The sequence below is a fragment of the Streptomyces sp. NPDC056222 genome, assembly GCF_042264065.1.
Taxonomy (GTDB): domain Bacteria; phylum Actinomycetota; class Actinomycetes; order Streptomycetales; family Streptomycetaceae; genus Streptomyces.
In genome coordinates, this window is sequence record NZ_JBHJTL010000072.1 from 23,884 (window position 1) to 42,173 (window position 18,290).

The 18,290-nt window shown below is 70.0% G+C and carries 18 protein-coding genes; 9 read left to right on the forward strand and 9 right to left on the reverse strand.

What is annotated here, in order from left to right; genetic code table 11:
- Positions 1-118: 118 nt before the first annotated feature.
- From ACFC0D_RS27820 to ACFC0D_RS27835, 4 genes are all read left to right on the forward strand, one after another.
- Positions 119-1,399, forward strand: coding sequence for an extracellular solute-binding protein (locus tag ACFC0D_RS27820; RefSeq protein ID WP_376441411.1), 1,281 nt, complete (start codon positions 119-121; stop codon positions 1,397-1,399).
- 79 nt (positions 1,400-1,478) lie between these two features.
- Positions 1,479-2,471 carry a carbohydrate ABC transporter permease gene (locus ACFC0D_RS27825; RefSeq protein ID WP_376441413.1) on the forward strand — a complete coding sequence of 331 codons (993 nt, stop codon included), beginning with the start codon at positions 1,479-1,481 and terminating at the stop codon, positions 2,469-2,471.
- A complete protein-coding gene (locus ACFC0D_RS27830) occupies positions 2,468-3,322 on the forward strand; it encodes a carbohydrate ABC transporter permease (protein WP_376441416.1) in 855 nt (284 codons plus the stop codon). Before ACFC0D_RS27825 ends, ACFC0D_RS27830 begins: the two co-directional genes overlap by 4 nt.
- Positions 3,323-3,331: 9 nt before the next feature.
- Entirely contained in the window at positions 3,332-4,846 is a 1,515-nt protein-coding gene (locus ACFC0D_RS27835; RefSeq protein ID WP_376441419.1) for a glycoside hydrolase family 3 protein, read from the forward strand.
- 126 nt (positions 4,847-4,972) lie between these two features.
- Here ACFC0D_RS27835 and nagB read toward each other — a convergent pair whose 3' ends face one another.
- Positions 4,973-5,758: a glucosamine-6-phosphate deaminase gene (nagB, locus tag ACFC0D_RS27840; RefSeq protein WP_376441422.1), complete on the reverse strand. Its 786-nt coding sequence runs from the start codon at positions 5,756-5,758 to the stop codon at positions 4,973-4,975.
- A 170-nt stretch (positions 5,759-5,928) separates the two neighbouring features.
- Entirely contained in the window at positions 5,929-6,681 is a 753-nt protein-coding gene (locus ACFC0D_RS27845; RefSeq protein ID WP_376441425.1) for an SDR family oxidoreductase, read from the reverse strand.
- 83 nt (positions 6,682-6,764) lie between these two features.
- Here ACFC0D_RS27845 and ACFC0D_RS27850 point away from each other — a divergent pair, with 83 nt between their 5' ends.
- Entirely contained in the window at positions 6,765-7,370 is a 606-nt protein-coding gene (locus ACFC0D_RS27850; protein ID WP_376441428.1) for a TetR/AcrR family transcriptional regulator, read from the forward strand.
- A 352-nt stretch (positions 7,371-7,722) separates the two neighbouring features.
- Positions 7,723-9,189, forward strand: coding sequence for a sensor histidine kinase (locus ACFC0D_RS27855; protein WP_376441461.1), 1,467 nt, complete (start codon positions 7,723-7,725; stop codon positions 9,187-9,189).
- Between the two features lie 161 nt (positions 9,190-9,350).
- On the opposite strand, the gene ACFC0D_RS27860 is transcribed toward ACFC0D_RS27855, so the two are convergent.
- Complete coding sequence (locus ACFC0D_RS27860; RefSeq protein WP_003953983.1) at positions 9,351-9,608, reverse strand: WhiB family transcriptional regulator; 258 nt, start codon at positions 9,606-9,608, stop codon at positions 9,351-9,353.
- Positions 9,609-9,926: 318 nt separating this feature from the next.
- Positions 9,927-10,895: a diacylglycerol/lipid kinase family protein gene (locus ACFC0D_RS27865; RefSeq protein WP_376441430.1), complete on the reverse strand. Its 969-nt coding sequence runs from the start codon at positions 10,893-10,895 to the stop codon at positions 9,927-9,929.
- Between the two features lie 90 nt (positions 10,896-10,985).
- Between ACFC0D_RS27865 and ACFC0D_RS27870 the strand changes: the two genes are divergently transcribed.
- The gene (locus ACFC0D_RS27870) at positions 10,986-11,399 is read left to right on the forward strand and encodes a hypothetical protein (protein WP_376441433.1); all 414 of its coding nucleotides are present in this window, start codon (positions 10,986-10,988) and stop codon (positions 11,397-11,399) included.
- Positions 11,400-11,448: 49 nt separating this feature from the next.
- Here the strand turns inward: ACFC0D_RS27870 and ACFC0D_RS27875 are convergent, their stop codons facing one another.
- The 3 genes from ACFC0D_RS27875 to ACFC0D_RS27885 form a co-directional block, all read right to left on the reverse strand.
- Positions 11,449-12,438, reverse strand: coding sequence for an RNA polymerase sigma factor SigF (locus ACFC0D_RS27875; RefSeq protein ID WP_376441436.1), 990 nt, complete (start codon positions 12,436-12,438; stop codon positions 11,449-11,451).
- Positions 12,435-12,848 (reverse strand): anti-sigma regulatory factor, encoded by a 414-nt coding sequence (locus ACFC0D_RS27880; protein WP_015036094.1) that lies wholly within the window; start codon positions 12,846-12,848, stop codon positions 12,435-12,437. Before ACFC0D_RS27880 ends, ACFC0D_RS27875 begins: the two co-directional genes overlap by 4 nt.
- A gap of 258 nt (positions 12,849-13,106) precedes the next feature.
- Positions 13,107-13,367: a UBP-type zinc finger domain-containing protein gene (locus tag ACFC0D_RS27885; RefSeq protein WP_376441440.1), complete on the reverse strand. Its 261-nt coding sequence runs from the start codon at positions 13,365-13,367 to the stop codon at positions 13,107-13,109.
- A gap of 47 nt (positions 13,368-13,414) precedes the next feature.
- On the opposite strand from ACFC0D_RS27885, the gene ACFC0D_RS27890 reads away from it, so the two are divergent.
- Entirely contained in the window at positions 13,415-15,010 is a 1,596-nt protein-coding gene (locus ACFC0D_RS27890) for a Na+/H+ antiporter (RefSeq protein ID WP_376441443.1), read from the forward strand.
- Between the two features lie 2 nt (positions 15,011-15,012).
- On the opposite strand, the gene ACFC0D_RS27895 is transcribed toward ACFC0D_RS27890, so the two are convergent.
- Together ACFC0D_RS27895 and ACFC0D_RS27900 are read right to left on the reverse strand one after the other, a co-directional pair.
- Positions 15,013-15,936 (reverse strand): 1-aminocyclopropane-1-carboxylate deaminase/D-cysteine desulfhydrase, encoded by a 924-nt coding sequence (locus tag ACFC0D_RS27895; protein WP_376441446.1) that lies wholly within the window; start codon positions 15,934-15,936, stop codon positions 15,013-15,015.
- Between the two features lie 11 nt (positions 15,937-15,947).
- Complete coding sequence (locus ACFC0D_RS27900; RefSeq protein ID WP_376441448.1) at positions 15,948-16,538, reverse strand: N-acetylmuramoyl-L-alanine amidase; 591 nt, start codon at positions 16,536-16,538, stop codon at positions 15,948-15,950.
- Between the two features lie 264 nt (positions 16,539-16,802).
- On the opposite strand from ACFC0D_RS27900, the gene ACFC0D_RS27905 reads away from it, so the two are divergent.
- Positions 16,803-18,218, forward strand: coding sequence for a family 2B encapsulin nanocompartment shell protein (locus tag ACFC0D_RS27905; protein WP_376441451.1), 1,416 nt, complete (start codon positions 16,803-16,805; stop codon positions 18,216-18,218).
- Positions 18,219-18,290 lie beyond the last annotated feature (72 nt).

An 18,290-nucleotide genomic window follows, 5' to 3' on the forward strand; every position in this document is an offset into this window, starting at 1 on the left:
AGGCCAAGCTCCGGGTACTGGTCTAAACCATTAAAGACCAGGTCCCAGCCCCACGAGCACTACTCGACGTATGTCTTCGCGCGGTGGGGGGGTTGCAGGCATCCCTGAGGAGGGTGGCGTGAAGCGCAAGCTCATCGCGGCGATCGGCGTCGCGGGCATCATGGTCGGCGTCGCGGCGTGTGGCGGTACCGACAAGAGCGGGGACAACGCCGGCGGAGACGCCAAGGAGCTGACCGTCTGGCTGACGGTCGACGCCCAGAACAACTGGCCCGATCTGGTCAAGGCCGCCGACGACGCGGTCACCAAGAAGCACCCGGGCATCAAGATCAAGCACGAGTACTACGGCTGGCCGGACAAGAACACCAAGCTCGACGCGGTGCTCGCCACGGACAAGGCCCCGGACGTTGTCGAGATGGGCAACTCCGAGATGATCAGCTACATGGCCAAGGGCGCCTTCGCCGAGGTCGACGCGTCGAAGTTCGAGAACTCGGACAAGTGGCTCGACGCCCTCAAGGACTCGGTCACCTACAACGGCAAGACCTACGGTGTCCCCTACTACGCCGGTGGCCGTGTGGGCACCTGGCGCAAGGACATCGCCGCCGAGGTCGGCGTGAAGGCCGCCCCGAAGACCTGGGCCGAACTGACCGCCGCGCTCGACGCCATCCAGAAGAAGAAGGGCGACAAGTTCAGCGCCTGGTACCAGCCGTCGCCCGACTGGTACGCCGCGATGTCCTTCGTCTTCGAGGCCGGCGGCTCCATCGCCAAGCAGGACGGCGAGACCTGGAAGTCGAACCTGTCCTCGGCGGAGTCCCTCAAGGGCCTCAACGAGTACAAGGCCATCCTCGACAAGTACATGCACGGCGACAAGACCAAGGACGAGGCCGACCGCCCGGTCGTCTTCGGTCAGGGCAACGCCGCCGCGATGTTCGCCGCCGGCTGGGAGGGCGCCACCGCGGCCGACCCGAAGACCGACAAGGTCGGCGGACTGGCCGACAAGCTCGAGAACTTCGTGATGCCCGGCCCGTCCGGCAAGAACCTCCCGGTCTTCCTCGGCGGCTCCGACCTGGCCATCCCGGTCAAGTCCAAGGCGCAGGGCGTCGCGGCCGAGTGGATCAACGCCTTCACCGGCGCCGAGGGCCAGAAGGGCCTCGTCGCCAAGGGCAACCTGCCCAACAACAAGGCGGACCTCGCCCCGCTGAAGAACGACCCGGCCACCACGGTCGCCGCCACGGCCGCCGAGTCCAGCTGGTTCGTCCCGACCGCTCCGGGCTGGGGTCAGGTCGAGAAGGCCCAGATCCTCAAGACGATGCTGATCGACATCGCGAACGGCAAGAAGTCGGTCGAGGCCGCCGCCAAGGACGCGGACGCCGCGATCGACAAGGTCATCAACACCAAGTGACCTATGAGCAGGGCCCCGTCGGTCACGACGACGGGGCCCTGCTTCCCGTACCACGAGAGGGATCGCTGAGGAGCACGGGATGAGTGCCGCAGACACAACCACCGCGAAGGTGCCGCCGGTGCGGCAATCGCCACCATCCGGCCCGCGGGCCGGTGCCCCGAAGCCGGGGAAGAAGCCCACCAACGGCGGAGGTGGAGTCCCCTGGCTCCTGCTCGCGCCATGCCTGCTCGTCCTGCTCCTGGTGCTCGGCTATCCGATCGTGCGCCTGGTCACCCTCTCCTTCCAGCACTTCGGACAGCCGCAGCTCTGGGGCTTCCAGGAGGCGGAATCGGCCGGCTTCTCCAACTTCGCCAAGATCCTCGGCGACAGCGAGTTCTGGACCGTCGTCCTGCGCACCGTGATCTTCACGGTCGGCGCGGTCGTCCTCACCATGGTCCTCGGCATGATGATCGCGCTGCTGCTGCAGAAGGTCTCCGGCTGGGTCAAGGCCCTCATCAACATCGTGCTCGTGGCGAGCTGGGGCATGCCCATCATCGTCGCCACCGCCATCTTCAAGTGGCTCTTCGACGCCGACTACGGCGTGCTCAACTGGCTGCTGAGCAGGCTGCCGGGCGTCGACATGATCGGCCACAACTGGTTCGCCAGCGGGCCGCAGGGCCTCGCCGTGATCATGCTGCTCGTGGTCTGGGGCGCCGTGCCCTTCGTCGTGATCACCCTGAGCGCCGGCCTCACCCAGGTCCCCAAGGAGCTCGAAGAGGCCGCCCGCCTCGACGGCGCCGGAGCCTGGGGCGTCTTCCGCTTCGTCACCCTGCCCATCCTCAAGCCGATCATCGTCATGCTGACGACCCTCTCGGTGATCTGGGACATGGGTGTCTTCCCGCAGGTCTACGTGATGCGCAACGGCCACCCCGAGGCGGAGTTCCAGCTGCTCACCACGTACTCGTTCGACAAGGCGTTCGTCGTCAACGACTACGGCACCGGCTCCGCGATCGCGCTCGTCACGGTCGTCCTGCTGCTCGGAGTGGTCGCCGTGTACATGCGTCAGATGCTCAAGATCGGAGAGGTGGAGTGACCACGACCACCGCGGCCCCCGCCGTCACCCGCCGCCGCAAGTCCAAGCTCGGCTGGAACCTCATCGGGCTCTTCGTCGTCGCGACGATCGGCTTCCCGGTCTACTGGATGCTGAACACGGCGTTCAAGCCGGCCAAGGACGCCATCGACCCCGACCCGCACTTCTTCCCCACGACCTTCACGCTCGAGAACTTCAAGCGCGCGCTGGAGATCGCGGACTTCTGGGGACCCGTCGGACGCAGCCTGATCGTCTCGTCCGCCGTCGTCCTGATCGGCATCGTCGTCGGCATGCTGGCCGCCCTGGCCATCTCCCGGTTCGCCTTCCGCGGCCGCAAGATCGTGATCGTCGGCATCCTGGCCGTCCAGATGGTCCCGCTGGTCGCGATGATCATCCCGGTCTTCCTCATGCTCAACGACCTCGGCCAGTACGACCGGCTCACCGGCCTGATCATCACCTACCTGACCTTCATCCTCCCCTTCACGGTGTGGACGCTGCGCGGCTTCATCGTCAACATCCCCAAGGAGCTGGAGGAGGCGGCCCAGGTCGACGGCTGCACCCGCACCGGCGCCTTCATCCGGGTCGTCTTCCCGCTGCTCGCCCCGGGCATGGTCGCCACCTCCGTCTACGGCTTCATCCAGGCGTGGAACGAGTACCTGTACGCGCTGATGCTGATGAGCCAGCAGAACCAGACGGCCACCGTCTGGCTCTCCAACTTCATCACGAAGAACGGCACGGAGTACGCCCCGATGATGGCGGGCTCCACCATGATGGCCGTCCCCATCGTGATCCTCTTCCTCCTCGTCCAGCGCAAGATGGCCGCCGGCCTGACGGCCGGCGCGGTGAAGGGATAACGCCGCCCCATGACCACACTCGTACGCGCCTCGGACACCCTGACCCGCGACGCGCTCACCGTCCTCCAGCCCGGCTTCTTGGGCACCACGGCGCCCGACTGGCTGCTCCGCAGGATCGGCGAGGGGCTCTCCTCCGTCGGCCTGTTCGGCCGGAACATCGCCTCCCCCGAGCAGCTCGCCCGGCTCACCGCGCAGCTGCGGGCCGAGCGTGACGACGTCCTCGTCGCCATCGACGAGGAGGGCGGGGACGTCACCCGCCTGGAGGTGCGGAACGGCTCCTCCTTCCCCGGCAACTACGCCCTGGGCTCCGTCGACGACGTGGACCTCACCCGCGCCGTGGCCGAGGAGCTCGGCCGCCGGCTCGCCGCGTGCGGGGTCGACCTCAACTGGGCGCCCTCGGCCGACGTGAACTCCAACGCCGACAACCCGGTCATCGGCGTCCGGTCCTTCGGCCCCGGCCCCGAACTGGTCGCCCGGCACACCGTGGCGTACGTCGAGGGCCTCCAGGCCGTCGGCGTGGCCGCCTGCACCAAGCACTTCCCCGGGCATGGCGACACCAACGTGGACTCCCACCACGCGATGCCCCGGATCGATGTGGATCTGGACACACTGCACGCCCGTGAGCTGGTACCTTTCCGCGCCGCGATCGCGGCGGGTACCAAAGCGGTGATGAGCGCGCATATCCTGCTCTCCGCGCTCGACCCGGACCGTCCGGCGACCTTGAGCCCGCAGATCCTGACCGGTCTGCTGCGCAAGGAGCTGGGCTTCGACGGGCTGATCGTCACCGATGGCATGGAGATGCAGGCCATCGCGTCGACGTACGGCATCGAGCGTGGATCCGTCCTCGCGATCGCCGCGGGCGCCGACGCCATCTGCGTCGGCGGCGGGCTGGCCGACGAGGACACCGTACTGCGACTGCGCGACGCGCTGGTCGACGCGGTACGGACCGGTGAACTGCCCGAGGAGCGGCTGGCCGACGCCGCGGCGCGTGTACGCGCCCTGGCGGCCTGGACCCAGGCGCACCGGGCCAGGGGGGCTGTATCGGGGCCGGGCGCGGCAGTGCAGGAGGGGACCGCGCCCGGCACCGAGATCGGACTGGTCGCCGCCCGCCGGGCCGTGAGGACGACGGGGGAGCGGCCGTACACCCCGGTCACCCGCGCTCCCTATGTCGCCGCCTTCACTCCGGTCGCCAACATCGCGGTCGGTGACGAAACACCGTGGGGTGTCGCGGCGGAGCTGGAGCGGTTGCTGCCCGGCACCGAGACGGGCGCCTACGACCGGCCCGCGGTGGACGAGGTCCTCGGCGCCGCGGGGGAGCGACGGATCGTCGCGGTCGTACGGGACGCCCATCGGCACCCTTGGATGACCGAGGCCCTGGACGCCCTTCTCGCGGTCCGGCCGGACACGGTCGTGGTGGAGATGGGCCTGAACGAGGCGGAGCCCCGCGGAGCCCTCCACATTGCCACGCACGGCGCGGCCAGGGTCTGCGGCCGGGCGGCGGCGGAGGTCATCGCCGGATTCTGAGACCGGCACGAGAGGGGCCCGGCACCTCAACCCGGTGCCGGGCCCCTCGTCGTGCGGGCGAAGCCCGAGCCAGGGGGTGGCTTGCCGATCAGGCCGGGCTCGCGGCGCTGATCGGCAGGACGCCTCCTAGATGCCCTGCCAGGAGGGCTTGTTGGCGAAGGTGTGGCGGAAGTAGTCCGCGAGCTTCAGCTTGGACGCTGCGGCCTCGTCCACGACGACCGTGGCGTGCGGGTGCAGCTGCAGCGCGGAGGCCGGTACGAGCGCGGCGACCGGGCCCTCGACGGTCTGGGCCACGGCGTCGGCCTTGCCCTCGCCGGTGGCCAGGAGGACCAGGTGGCGGGCCTCCAGGATGGTGCCGATGCCCTGGGTGATGACGTGGTGCGGCACCTGCTCGATGTCGTTGTCGAAGAAGCGCGCGTTGTCGACCCGGGTCTGCTCGGTGAGCGTCTTGATCCGCGTCCGGGAGGCGAGCGAGGAGCACGGCTCGTTGAAGCCGATGTGCCCGTCGGTTCCGATGCCGAGGATCTGCAGGTCCACACCGCCGGCGTCGCGCAGCGCCTGGTCGTAGGCCTCGCAGGCCGCCTGGACGTCCTCCGCCGCGCCGTCGGGCCCCATGAAGGCCTCCGGGGAGAGCCCGAGCGGCTCCACGACCTGGCGCAGCACGGTGGAGCGGTACGACTCCGGGTGCCCGGTGGGCAGTCCGACGTACTCGTCCAGCTGAGCGATCCGGGCGCGCGAGGCGTCCACGGAACCGGCCTTGACCTGGGCGATCAGGGCCTCGTAGATGGGCAGCGGAGTCGAACCCGTGGCGACGCCGAGCACGGCGTCGGGCTTGCGGCGCAGAAGACCGGCGATGCCGTCCGCGATGAGCTCTCCGCCTGCCGTGGCGTCCGGGACGATGACAACTTCCACGCTTTGCCTGCCGATCTGGTGAGGGGCTGGTGAGGGGCCTGGTGGTATAGACCAATCAAAGCTCAATCTAGCAGAGCCGAGGCCATCCGCTCAGGCCCTTCCAGTCGACGGACGGGACCCTCCTCATCGTCGAACGGCGGGGCCCGAGCAGCCACCGGAGCCCGCCCCGGTCAGGCGATCGAGCCTCCCGTGGCGTCGATCCACTGACCCGTCACCCAGCGTCCGTCGTGCGAGGCCAGGAAGGCCACCACGTCGGCTATGTCCGCGGGTGTGCCGACCTTCCCGAGCGCGGACAACGCCGCCGCGCCCGCCCACGCCTCTTCGTTCCCCCGCAGCCAGTCCGCGTTGACGTCCGTGTCCACGATCCCCGGCGCCACCGCGTTCACCGTGATGCCCCGTGCGCCCAGCACCTTGGAGAGGTAGCGGGTGAAGGTGTCCAGGGCGCTCTTGGACATCGCGTACGCGATCAGTTCCGGCATCATCGCGGCGTGGCTCAGCCCGGTGGAGATGTTGACGATCCGACCCCCGTCGCGCAGCCGCTCGGCGCCCTGCTGCGCCAGGAAGAACGGGGCCTTCGTGTTCACCGCGAAGAGCCGGTCGTACTCCGCCTCGTCGATCGTCGCGAACGGACGCGAGGCCCCGATCCCCGCATTGTTGACGAGGATGTCGAGCCCGTCCGCGTGGGCGTCGAACCGCTCCCAGAGCGCCGTCGCGTCCCCCGGCGGTCCCAGCTCCTGACCGATCGCGAACGCCTCGCCGCCGGCCGCCTCGATCGCCGCGACCGTCTCCTTCGCCGCCGTCTCGTTGGCTCCGTAGTGCACCGCCACTCGCGCGCCGTCCCGCCCGAGCCGCTCCGCGATACCCCGCCCGATGCCCCGGCTGCCGCCCGTGACCAGTGCCGTCTTCCCCTTGAGCGCACCCATCGGACGCCCCCCTTATTTCCATAGTGGTCGTTACAGAAAGAACCGTAGCACCGTTCCGTAACGGCCGCTATAGAATCCGTCCCATGACGACCAAGCAGCGCGGCCGCCCCCGCTCCTTCGACCGCCTCACGGCGCTGGAGCAGGCCACGATGGCGTTCTGGGAGCACGGGTACGAGACCACCTCCGTCTCCGACCTCACGCGCGCCATGGGCATCAGCGCGCCCAGCCTCTACGCGGCTTTCGGAGACAAGAAGGCGCTGTTCGAGGAGGTCGTGCAGGCATACGCCGTCAGTTACGGCGCGTACGGCGGCCTGGCGTTCGAGGAGGAGCCGACGGCGCGCGGTGCGTTCGGCCGGATGCTCGTGGAGGCGGCGGACGTCTTCACCGACCCGTCCCATCCGCGCGGCTGCCTGATGATCTCCGCGGCGATCAACTGCTCGACCCCGGAGGTCGAGGAGGCGCTGCGCGAGCGGCGCAACAGCAATCTGGCGTCGTTCGAGGCCCGGATCCGGCAGGGCGTCGACGCGGACGAGCTCCCGGCGGACACCGACGCGGGCGCGCTGGCGCGGCTGTACGGGGCCGTCATCCAGGGCATGTCCCAGCAGTCCAGGGACGGTGCGACCAAGGCGGAGCTGGAGGCCGTGGCGGCGGCGGCGATGCTGGCGTGGCCGGCGCCGGCGCGGAACTGAAGCGAGGGGCGACGGCCCCGGAAACACCCGCGGGCTACGGCGCCCGACGGGACCCTCAACCCGTCCGGCACCGCAGCCCGGAGTTGCCCGGCCGGGGGTGTGCGGTCCCTCGGCCGTATGGGAGGTCTCGGCGCAGTCAGGGCAGAGAGCGCCGGGTACCTCGTCCACCCTCCTGTGCGGGGAGGGCGGAGGTCTTCATGGAAACTGGTGCACCGTCATTGTGGACTAGACCATTCTCGTCTGTCCATCCACATGCACACGGTGTTTCCCGGCCCATCCTCCAACACGAACGCCGGGAGATCCAGGTTCATCGTGTCTCAATTCCGCAGGTACGCTCGCACCTGTGCCCTCCATGAACGACCTCGTCCGCCAGCACACCGCTCTGAGTGAGTCCGACCTCGAGTGGCTCCACCTGCTGGTCTCGGAGTGGCAGCTGCTCTCCGACCTCTCCTTCGCGGACCTCGTGCTCTGGGTTCCCACCCTCGACGGCACGCGGTACGTCTCCGTGGCCCAGATGCGGCCCAACACCGGCCCCACCTCCTACCAGGACGACATGGTCGGCCACCTCGTCCCGCGCGGCCGCCGCCCGCTCCTGGACGCCGCCCTCGACGAGGGCCGGATCGTGCGCGAGGGCGACCCCGAGTGGCGCGAGGAGGTCCCGGTACGGGTCGAGTCCATCCCCGTACGCCGCGAGGGCCGGGTCCTCGGCGTCATCGCCCGCAACACCAATCTGCTCACCGTGCGGACCCCGTCCCGGCTGGAGCTCACGTACCTCCAGTCCGCCTCGGACCTGGCCCAGATGATCGCCGCCGGCAGCTTCCCCTTCCCCGGCGAAGCGGTCGACATGGACGCCTCACCGCGCGCCGGCGACGGCCTGATCCGGCTCGACGCCGACGGCATCGTCCAGTACGCCTCGCCCAACGCCCTCTCCGCGTACCACCGGCTCGGCCTCGCCGCCGACCTCGTCGGTCAGCACCTCGGCCAGATCACCGCCGAACTCGCCCCCTCCCGTGGCCCCGTCGACGAGGCCCTGGTCAAACTGGCCTCCGGCTACGCCCCCCGCGAGGCCGAGGTCGAGGGCAACGGCGGTGTGATCCAGCTGCGGGCGATCCCGCTCAAGCCCAAGGGCACCCGCATCGGTTCGCTCGTGCTGCTCCGGGACGTCACCGAACTGCGACGCCGCGAGCGAGAGTTGATCACCAAGGACGCGACCATCCGGGAGATCCACCACCGGGTGAAGAACAACCTCCAGACGGTGGCCGCGCTGCTGCGCCTCCAGGCGCGCCGGATGGACTCCGACCGTGGGCGCGAGGCCCTCAACGAGGCCGTGCGCAGGGTCGGTTCGATCGCCATCGTGCACGAGACGCTCTCCCAGAACCTGGACGAGCGGGTGGAGTTCGACGAGATCGCCGACCGGGTGATCGCGATGGTCGCCGAGATCTCGCCGGGCAAGGTGACCTGCCGGCGCAACGGCCGCTTCGGCATCCTCGACGCCGAGGTGGCCACCCCGCTGTCCATGGTTCTCACCGAAGTGCTGCAGAACGCCCTGGAGCACGCCTTCGCGCAGGGGGAGCAGGGCACGGTCGAGGTCACGGCCGTCCGCGGCGAACCCCGCGCCGACGCCCGACTGCTGATCACCGTCCGGGACGACGGCCGCGGTCTGCCCGAGGGCTTCGACCCGCAGCGCGCCGGCAACCTCGGCCTGCAGATCGTGCGGACCCTGGTCGAGGGGGAGTTGGGTGGCACGTTCGACATGCAGCCGGGCGCGGAGCGCGGGACCAAGGTCGTGCTCGACATCCCCGTACAGCCGCAGAAGTAGGCACGCGCGCGGGGTCGGAAGGTGTGAACACAGCAGCGAGCCCCGGACCGAAGAGATCGGTCCGGGGCTCGAATGCTTTGGGTTACTGCTGCGCGCTGCGGCTCGTGGGCGGTGATTGCGTACGCGATGTACGCGCCGCTTGCCTCAGGCTTTCAGGGTGTTCAGGCGCTGGCGTTGCGCGCCCGGTTGCGAGCGGCACGGCGCTTCATCGCGCGGCGCTCGTCCTCGCTGAGGCCACCCCAGACGCCGGAGTCCTGGCCGGACTCGAGCGCCCACTGCAGGCACTGCTCCATGACGGGGCAGCGGCGGCAGACGGCCTTGGCTTCCTCGATCTGCAGCAGCGCAGGACCGGTGTTGCCGATGGGGAAGAACAGCTCGGGGTCTTCCTCACGACAAACGGCGTTGTGACGCCAGTCCATGGCTGCTACCTCTCTAGGGTGTTACAAGCTGGTTGCTTGTGAATGTGAACGCTTTCACGAATCCCCCCGTAAGTGAAGGGCCGACTGCCAGATGAACTGGTGTGGTCCTTGGACTGAGGAGGGGTTCTGGCTCTCAGTGGAGGCCGGTGTTGCGGGCCGTCCCGATCGCCAAGAAGAGACTCGCAAACCTCGGCAGCGGATACAACCCCTTCCGGAAAGTTTTTTTTGATTCCTCGGTGTCGACTAGGTCACAGCCGTACTTCTAAGGGGTGGATGACAGCCTAAACGTTCGAGTGAAAGGACTTTGGGCCCTTCCACTCACACAATCACACGCAGTGCACGGCGAACGCCTGTGAACGTCACGCTCGTACGCAGTCCGAGGTGGTCTCCGTCCATCTGCAGAGGGAGCGGAACCTTCGAATGCAAGGTGAAGTCGGTCAGGTCGTGCAGAGACAGGGCGTGCTTGCCGTGGGGGCCCCGCTCGGGGGACGAAGTGAGCAGCTGGGTGGCGTACCGGGCCACCGCCGGGGTCGAGAGCCGGCTCAGTCCGAGGACGTCCAGGGCGGTCTCGAAGGATGCCTCCGGGGACGCGTACACCGGGCGATTGCCCAGGTAGGTCCAGGGGGAGGTGTTGCAGATTATCGACAGGACCAGACCCTCGACCGGGTCGTGTCCGGGGCGGTCCAGGGTGATCGTGCCGTGCCGCCGGTTCGACTCCCCCAGGAACTGGCGGACCACCTGGCGCAGGTACAGCGCATGGGTCGAACGCTTCCCGCGCTCCCGCTGCTGTTCGACTCGCCCGATGACACTGGCGTCGAATCCGAAGCCGGCGCAGAAGGTGAACCAGCGGGCCGGCACCCCCTCGTCGTCCGTTCCCGGGGTCCCGGACGCGAGCCCGAGGCTCACTGTGCGTGCTCGGCGCTCACGAAGCGCGTCGAGCAGCGCGCCGGTCGCCTCGACGGCGTCGTTGGGCAGACCCAGCGCGCGGGCGAAGACATTGGTGGACCCGCCGGGCACCACCGCGAGACCGGGGAGCCGGTCCGGGTCCGGCCCGTCGTGCAGCAGCCCGTTCACGACCTCGTTCACCGTGCCGTCGCCACCCAGGGCGACGACCATGTCGATGTCGGCGGAGTCCGCGGCCCGGCGGCCGAGGTCGCGGGCATGGCCGCGGTACTCGGTGGTGACGGCCTCCAGCTTCATCTCGCTCGCGAGCGCGTGGATGAGAACGTCACGCGTGCGCGCACTGGTGGTGGTGGCTGCCGGATTGACCACGAGAAGTGCGCGCATGGCCGCCAGCGTACCTACCCGGCGGTACCGATCCCAGTCGCGGCCACCTGCCGGACAGCTGCGCAGCGGGCCCCGGCTACCCTGCCAGGTATGAGCAGTACGGAGCAGACTCCCCGCCCTGTCCGGTTGACCGCCGCCGCGGCGGTGGCCGGTGTCGAGGCCCTCGCGCTGGTGATCGGGGGCGTGTACGTGCTCGTGACCGGGCTCACCGGCAACCCCGACAGCCTGACCCAGGCGGTCACCGGCGGGGCGACGCTGATCGCGCTCGGTCTGATCCCGGGAGCGGCGGCACGCGGTCTGCTGCTGCGCCGGGGATGGAGCCGCGGCCCCGCGATCATCACCCAGATCCTGGCGCTGCCGGTCGCCTGGCAGCTCCTCCAGGCGAACAGCGCCATGATCCCGGCCGGCATCGCCCTCGCGGTCCTCGCCGTGACCGGCCTCGTGCTCCTGGTGAACCCGGCGACGACCGAGGCCCTGGGCATCGGCCGTCGCGGCGAGGCGTAACGCCCGCGTCGGGCTCTGCCGGCGGGCCCTCGGCCCGCCGGTGTGGTGACTACTCCTCCACGAGGAGCTTCTCCCGGAGCTGCGCCAGCGTGCGGGCCAGCAATCGGGAGACGTGCATCTGCGAGATGCCGACCTCCTGCGCGATCTGCGACTGCGTCATGTTGCCGAAGAAGCGCAGCAGCAGGATCCGCTTCTCCCGGGGCGGCAGGTCCTCCAGGAGCGGCTTGAGCGACTCGCGGTACTCGACGCCCTCCAGGGCCTCGTCCTCCGCGCCCAGCGTGTCCGCGACCGCCGGCGACTCGTCGTCCGTGTCCGGGACGTCCAGCGAGAGCGTCGAGTAGGCGTTCGCCGACTCCAGGCCCTCCAGGACCTCCTCCTCCGAGATCCCGAGCCGCTCCGCCAGCTCGTGCACCGTCGGCGAGCGGCCGTGCAGCTGGGAGAGCTCCGCCGTCGCCGTCGTCAGCGAGAGACGCAGCTCCTGCAGACGGCGCGGCACCCGGACCGCCCAGCCCTTGTCCCGGAAGTGGCGCTTGATCTCACCGACGACCGTCGGAGTCGCGTACGTCGAGAACTCGACGCCCCGCTCCGGGTCGAACCGGTCCACCGACTTGATCAGGCCGATCGTCGCCACCTGCGTCAGGTCGTCGAGCGGCTCACCCCGGTTGCGGAAGCGCCGGGCCAGGTGCTCGACCAGCGGCAGATGCATCCGTACCAGCTGATTGCGCAGCTCCGCCTTCTCGGCAGAGCCTTCCGGGAGCTTGCGCAACTCGATGAAGAGCGCGCGCGCCCCGCTCCGGTCGTGCGGATCCGGAGCCTCGCGCGGCTCGGGCGTCTCCAGAACCTCCCGGACACCCTGATGCGCCTCCGGAGCCTTCTGGGACTCGTGCGCCTCCGGCGCCTCCCGCGGCTCGGAAACCTCGTTGTGCTGCTGGTGCTCGCTCATGTGGACCGCCTGCTCCGTAGCGACCTCGACCTCGACCTCCGGATGCGGCCGCGCCTGCTGCTCAGGGATGCCGGCCGTCGCGTCCCCGCTCCTCACGCCGGGCCTGGCCCCGCGCCGCGCTGTTTGTACAGGCTGATGGAGACGGTGCGGTCCTCCGCCACGGACGACTCGACCTTCCCGGCCAGTGCGGAGAGCACGGTCCACGCGAAGGTGTCCCGCTCCGGCGCCCGTCCGTCGGTCGTCGGGGCCGACACCGTCACGTCGAGCGAGTCGTCGACCAGGCGGAAGACGCAACTCAGTACGGACCCCGGTACGGCCTGCTGGAGCAGGATGGCGCACGCCTCGTCGACCGCGATCCGCAAGTCCTCGATCTCGTCGAGGGTGAAGTCCAAGCGCGCCGCGAGACCGGCCGTGGCCGTACGCAGCACGGACAGGTAGGCACCCGCAGCGGGCAGCCGGACTTCCACGAAGTCCTGGGTCCCGGGCTCGCCTGCGATCTGGGACACCCTCACCTCCAAGGTGGCACAAGCTCATTCGGGGCCCGAGGGGAGAAAGCCCCCCGAACCGGGCGGTGCGCAGTCGGTTGCACAATCCGCCGTGACGCTATCGCGATCCATCCTGCCGTGTCGCCGTGGGTCCTTGGCGGGACCCCGTCCCCGTCTGTCACTCATGGTAAGGCCACGAGTACGGACAGTGGCTAGGGGTCTGCGGGGCCCAATTGCGCGGCGACCGGCAGTCGATCGCCGGGGTGTCGTACCCAGCCCTCAGACGATCGAACCGTCCACGAAGCACCAGCGCCAGCGTTCGTTCGGTTCGAAGGTCCGCATCACGGGGTGCCCGGTGGTCGAGAAGTGCCCGGTGGCGTGCCGCCCCGACGAGGAATCGCAGCATCCCACGTGCCCGCAGCTGAGGCAGAGCCGCAGCTGGACGGGGTGCGTGCCGTCCGCCAGGCACTCGGGACAGGTGTCGGTCAGCGGCACCGGTTCGGGGCGCGGCATTGCGGCAACGTGCGGGCACTCGCTCATGATGGCCAGGTTACGTGGTGGAACGAAGACGGGGACGGGGCCGAGGGATGGACGCACTGCAGCTGGTGGGACTCGTCGCGGCGAGCGCCGTGGTGGCGGGCCTGGCCCGCCGGACACCCGTACCGGCGCCACTGCTTCTGGTGGCCGCCGGTCTCGCCGCGTCGTACGTCCCCGGGGTCCCGGACTACACCCTCGACCCGCACATCATCCTTCCGCTCATCCTGCCCCCGCTCCTCTACACGGCGGCGGTGGACTCCTCGTACCTCGATCTGCGGGCCAACATCCGGCCCGTCGCCCTGCTCTCGGTCGGGTACGTCCTCTTCGCCACCGTGGCCGTCGGCTGGCTCGCGTACGTCCTCGTCCCGGACCTGCCGCTGACCGCCGCGCTCGTGCTGGGCGCGGTCGTCGCGCCGCCGGACGCGGTCGCGGCGACCGCGATCGCCCGCAAGCTGGGGCTGCCGAACCGGATCACCACCATCCTCCAGGGCGAGTCCCTGGTGAACGACGCCACCGCCATCACCGCCTTCAAGGTCGCGCTCGCCGCGGCGGTCGGGGAGGGCATCAGCTGGGCGGGCGGCATCGGCGAGTTCGCGCTGGCGGCGATCGGCGGGATCGGCGTCGGTCTCGTCCTGATGGTCCCCATCCACTGGCTCCGCTGCCGGCTCGGCGAGGCCCTGCTGCAGAACACCCTCTCGCTGCTGATCCCCTTCATCGCCTACGCGGCGGCCGAGGAGGTCGGCGCCTCCGGAGTCCTCGCGGTGGTCGTCGTCGGCCTCTTCCTCGGACACCGCAACTGGCAGGTGGACTTCGCGACCCGCCTCCAGGAGGAGGCCGTGTGGAAGATGGTCGCCTTCATCCTGGAGTCCGCCGTCTTCGCCCTGATCGGGCTGCAGTTGCCGTACGTCGTCCAGGGCCTCGGGCGCTACGGGATCGCCGAGGCGATCTGGTACGCCGTGGGCGTGTTCGTCGCGGTGGTCGTGGTCAGGTTCGTCTGGGTCTACCCGGCCACCTTCCTGCCCCGATGGCTGTCCGAGCGCATCAGGGAGCGCGAACCGGGGGTGGACTGGAGGGCGCCGCTGATCGTCGGCTGGGCCGGGATGCGGGGTGTCGTCTCCCTCGCCATCGCCTTCTCGATCCCGGTGGCGACGGACGGCGTGGAGTTCCCCGCACGCAACCTCGTCCTCTTCCTCACCTTCACGACCGTGATCGGGACGCTCGTCGTCCAGGGCCTCACACTGCCGCCGCTCATCAGGATCCTGAAGCTGCCGGGCCGCGACACGTACCAGGAGACCCTGGCGGAGGCCCAGGCCCAGAGCGAGGCGTCCCGCGCCGCGGAGGAGCGTCTCGACGCCCTGCTGAGCGACGAGCGCAACGCCCTGCCCCAGCCGCTGGCCGAACGGCTCCGCACCGTCCTGGAACGGCGCCGCAACGCGGTGTGGGAACGCCTCGGCGCGGTCAACGAGGTCACCGGGGAGACGGTGGACGACACCTACCGGCGGCTGGCGCGGGAGATGATCGACGCCGAGCGCGAGGTCTTCGTGCAGCTCCGGGACGAGCGCCGCATCGACGACGAGATGATGCGCACCCTGCTGCGCCGACTGGACCTGGAGGAGGCGGCGGCCTACCGCGAGGAGGCCGGCTGAGGTCAGGACGGGCTGCCCGTGACCACCGCCGCGACGGTCACGCCCGGGGCGAACGCGCCCTCCTCGGCCAGGGTGACGAGTCCGTGGAGCATTTTGGCCACATACAGCCGCTCGATGGCGAGTCCATGCCGCGCTTCGAAGTCGTGCGCGAACGCGTCCAGGGCGGGGGTCGTACGGGCGTAGCCGCCGCCGTGGAAGCGCTCGTCGAGGCTCCAGTCGCCGCGGGGGCCCCCGAAGGCGGCGTGTTGGAGGGCGCGTATCTCGTCGCCGAGGAAGCCGCCTCTGAGGACCGGGACGCCGAGGGCCTTCTGCCCGGGGCCCAGGCCGGCCGCCAGGCCCGCCAGCGTGCCTCCTGTGCCGCAGGCGACGGCGACCAGGTCGGCGGCCCCGCGCAGTTCGCGTCCGAGCTCCACGCAGCCCCGCACGGCGAGGGCGTTGCTGCCGCCCTCGGGGACGACGTACGGGGCGTCCATGGCGGCCCCCGCGGCCCGGTTCGCCTCGGCCGCGAGCCCCAGGATGCGCGCCAGCACCGCCGGATCCGTCTTGGCCCGGTACGTGGACCGGTCCACGAACACCAGCCGCATCCCGTCCGCCGCGCACCGCGCCAGCGAGGGGTTCAGCGGGCGGCCGGCCAGCTCGTCCCCCCGTACGACCCCGATCGTGCCGAAGCCGAGCAGTCGCCCGGCGGCCGCCGTGGCACGCAGATGGTTCGAGTACGCGCCGCCGAAGGTGAGCACGGGGCGGCCGTCGGCCTCGCGCAGATTGAGCGCCAGCTTGCGCCACTTGTTGCCCGGCAGGTCCGGGTGGATCAGATCGTCGCGCTTGAGCAGCAGCCGCAGGCCCCGGCGGGTGAACCGCTCGTCCTCGACCGCCTCCAAGGGGGACGGGAGCCGGGGCCGCAGCCGGGAGAGGTCGAACGCGTTCACCCGGCCATTGTCTACCGAAGGCGTTCCGCGATCCGCTCCCGCATCGAGGCCATGGTGAAGCCGCGCGGATCCACCTTGCCCGGCTGCCACTCCAGGTGGCCGATGACCGAGCGGTGGGTCCATCCGTGCACCCGGCACACGGCCGCCGCGGCCTTCTCGATCGCCTCCAGCTGGACCTTCGGCCACGGGTCCTTGCCGTCCCCGAGGTTCTCGCACTCGAAGCCGTAGAAGTGGCGGTTGCCGTCCGTCGTGGCCTCGTTGTCCGGTGGGAGGCGCTGCTCGGCGATGACCGCGCGCAGGACGTCGTCGTCACCGGCCCCGGCGTGATTGGCGCGGCCGTAGCCGACCAGGTGGACCCTGCCGTCCTTGGCGATCACGCCGTGGCAGAGCGGCCCGGGCAGCGTGCTGTGGCCGTCCCTGCAGAGCCGGACGGTGTTCGCGGTGCCCCGGGTGACGGTGTGGTGGGTCATCACGCCGTGGACGGGGCCCCAGGGGCCCTTGTGGTTGCGGTTGTGTGTGCGCCAGTCGCCGACCTGGACGACCGTCAGGCCCTCGTCGCGCAGCGCGTCGAGGAACCTGCTCGCGGACATGGGTGGGGCCATGACCGACTCCTTCGGATAAGCGGAACGGGACGGAACCGAATACCGGAGTACCGGAGTACTCGGCTCCGGGCCACCCGTTCGGGCTGTGTGCGAGCCGATCCGGACACTGCGCCACGAGGGGTACGGAGGCGTGCTGTTCGAGTGGAAACCGGGTGACATGCCCAGCCCGAGGTGATCCACTCCCACTCATTTGTGTAATGGCGCGGGCACTCTCCGTGCTGAAAGGCTTCCTCTCGCAGCTCAGTCATATCGAGAGGGAGTTCCATGTCCGTTGGTTCGGTTGGCGACGAGGTCCGCGCGGAACAGGCAAGCCCGCAGCAGAGTCTCGGTACCGCCGCCGCGCGGAACCTGGCGACCACCACCAAGTCGGCCCCGCAGATGCAGGAGATCACCTCCCGGTGGCTGCTGCGTGCGCTGCCGTGGGTGCAGGTCCAGGGCGGTACGTACCGGGTGAACCGGAGGCTCAGCTACTCCGTGGGTGACGGCCGCGTCACCTTCGTGCAGACCGGAGAGCGTGTCGCGGTGATCCCCGCCGAACTCGGCGAACTCCCGGCGCTGCGCGGCTACGAGGACGAGGAGGCGCTCACCGAGCTCGCGTCGCGGTGCCGCCAGCGCCAGTACGCGCCGGGAGAGGTGATCGCCACCGCCGGCGAGCCCACCGACCGCGTGCACCTCCTCGCGCACGGCAAGATCGAGCAGATCGGCGAGGGGCCGTACGGCGACGAGGCGATCCTCGGAGTCCTCGCCGACGGCGCCTACTTCGGCGACAGCTCGCTGACCCACGAGGACGCCACCTGGGAGTGGACCGCCCGCGCGGCCACCACCTGCACGGTTCTCGAGCTGACTCGCGACGACGTCCGCAACCTCGCCGAGCGGGCCGGGTCGCTCGCCGCCCACCTCGCGGGCGTGGCCGCTCTGCCCCACCAGCGCACCAACAGGTACGGCGAGGCCGAGATCGACCTCTCCGCCGGCCACGTCGGCGAGGCGGTCGTCCCGCACACGTACGTGGACTACGACGCCTCCCCGCGCGAGTACGAACTGTCCGTCGCGCAGACCGTGCTGAAGGTCCACAGCCGCGTCGCCGACCTGTACAACCAGCCGATGAACCAGACCGAGCAGCAGTTGCGGCTCACGGTCGAGGCGCTGCGTGAGCGCCAGGAGCACGAGCTCGTCAACAACCGGGAGTTCGGTCTCCTCTCCAACTGCGACTACGGACAGCGGCTCCAGCCGCACGACGGCGTGCCCAGCCCGGACGACATGGACGAACTCCTCTCGCGCCGACGGGGCTCCAAGATGTTCCTCGCCCACCCGCGCGCCATCGCGGCCTTCGGGCGCGAGTGCAACCGGCGGGGCCTCGTCCCCGAGTCCATCGAGATCAACGGCAACCGGATCCCGACCTGGCGCGGGGTGCCGATCTACCCGTGCAACAAGATCCCGGTCTCGGACGCCCGGACCACGTCGATCATCTGTATGCGTACGGGCGAGTCCGACCAGGGCGTGATCGGCCTCCACCAGACGGGCATCCCGGACGAGATCGAGCCGAGCCTGTCCGTCCGCTTCATGGGGATCGACGAGCAGGCGATCATCTCCTACCTGGTCACGGCCTACTACTCGGCGGCGATCCTCGTGCCCGACGCGCTGGGAGTCCTGGAGAACGTGGAGGTCAGCCGCTGGCGCTGACCTCGCCGATCCGGAGAACCAGAGAACCGGAGAACCGGAGAACCGGAGAATCGCCGATCCGGGGCGGGGGGC

Coding starts and splice junctions, on each gene's coding strand:
- ACFC0D_RS27865 (WP_376441430.1), bottom strand. CDS start 10,895: ATGCGCGCACTTCTCGTGGTCAATCCGGCAGCCACCACCACCAGTGCG.
- ACFC0D_RS27845 (WP_376441425.1), bottom strand. CDS start 6,681: ATGGGTGCGCTCAAGGGGAAGACGGCACTGGTCACGGGCGGCAGCCGG.
- ACFC0D_RS27825 (WP_376441413.1), top strand. CDS start 1,479: ATGAGTGCCGCAGACACAACCACCGCGAAGGTGCCGCCGGTGCGGCAA.
- ACFC0D_RS27900 (WP_376441448.1), bottom strand. CDS start 16,538: ATGGCCCCACCCATGTCCGCGAGCAGGTTCCTCGACGCGCTGCGCGAC.
- ACFC0D_RS27850 (WP_376441428.1), top strand. CDS start 6,765: ATGACGACCAAGCAGCGCGGCCGCCCCCGCTCCTTCGACCGCCTCACG.
- ACFC0D_RS27870 (WP_376441433.1), top strand. CDS start 10,986: ATGAGCAGTACGGAGCAGACTCCCCGCCCTGTCCGGTTGACCGCCGCC.
- ACFC0D_RS27905 (WP_376441451.1), top strand. CDS start 16,803: ATGTCCGTTGGTTCGGTTGGCGACGAGGTCCGCGCGGAACAGGCAAGC.
- ACFC0D_RS27855 (WP_376441461.1), top strand. CDS start 7,723: ATGAACGACCTCGTCCGCCAGCACACCGCTCTGAGTGAGTCCGACCTC.
- ACFC0D_RS27860 (WP_003953983.1), bottom strand. CDS start 9,608: ATGGACTGGCGTCACAACGCCGTTTGTCGTGAGGAAGACCCCGAGCTG.
- ACFC0D_RS27835 (WP_376441419.1), top strand. CDS start 3,332: ATGACCACACTCGTACGCGCCTCGGACACCCTGACCCGCGACGCGCTC.
- ACFC0D_RS27890 (WP_376441443.1), top strand. CDS start 13,415: ATGGACGCACTGCAGCTGGTGGGACTCGTCGCGGCGAGCGCCGTGGTG.
- ACFC0D_RS27885 (WP_376441440.1), bottom strand. CDS start 13,367: ATGAGCGAGTGCCCGCACGTTGCCGCAATGCCGCGCCCCGAACCGGTG.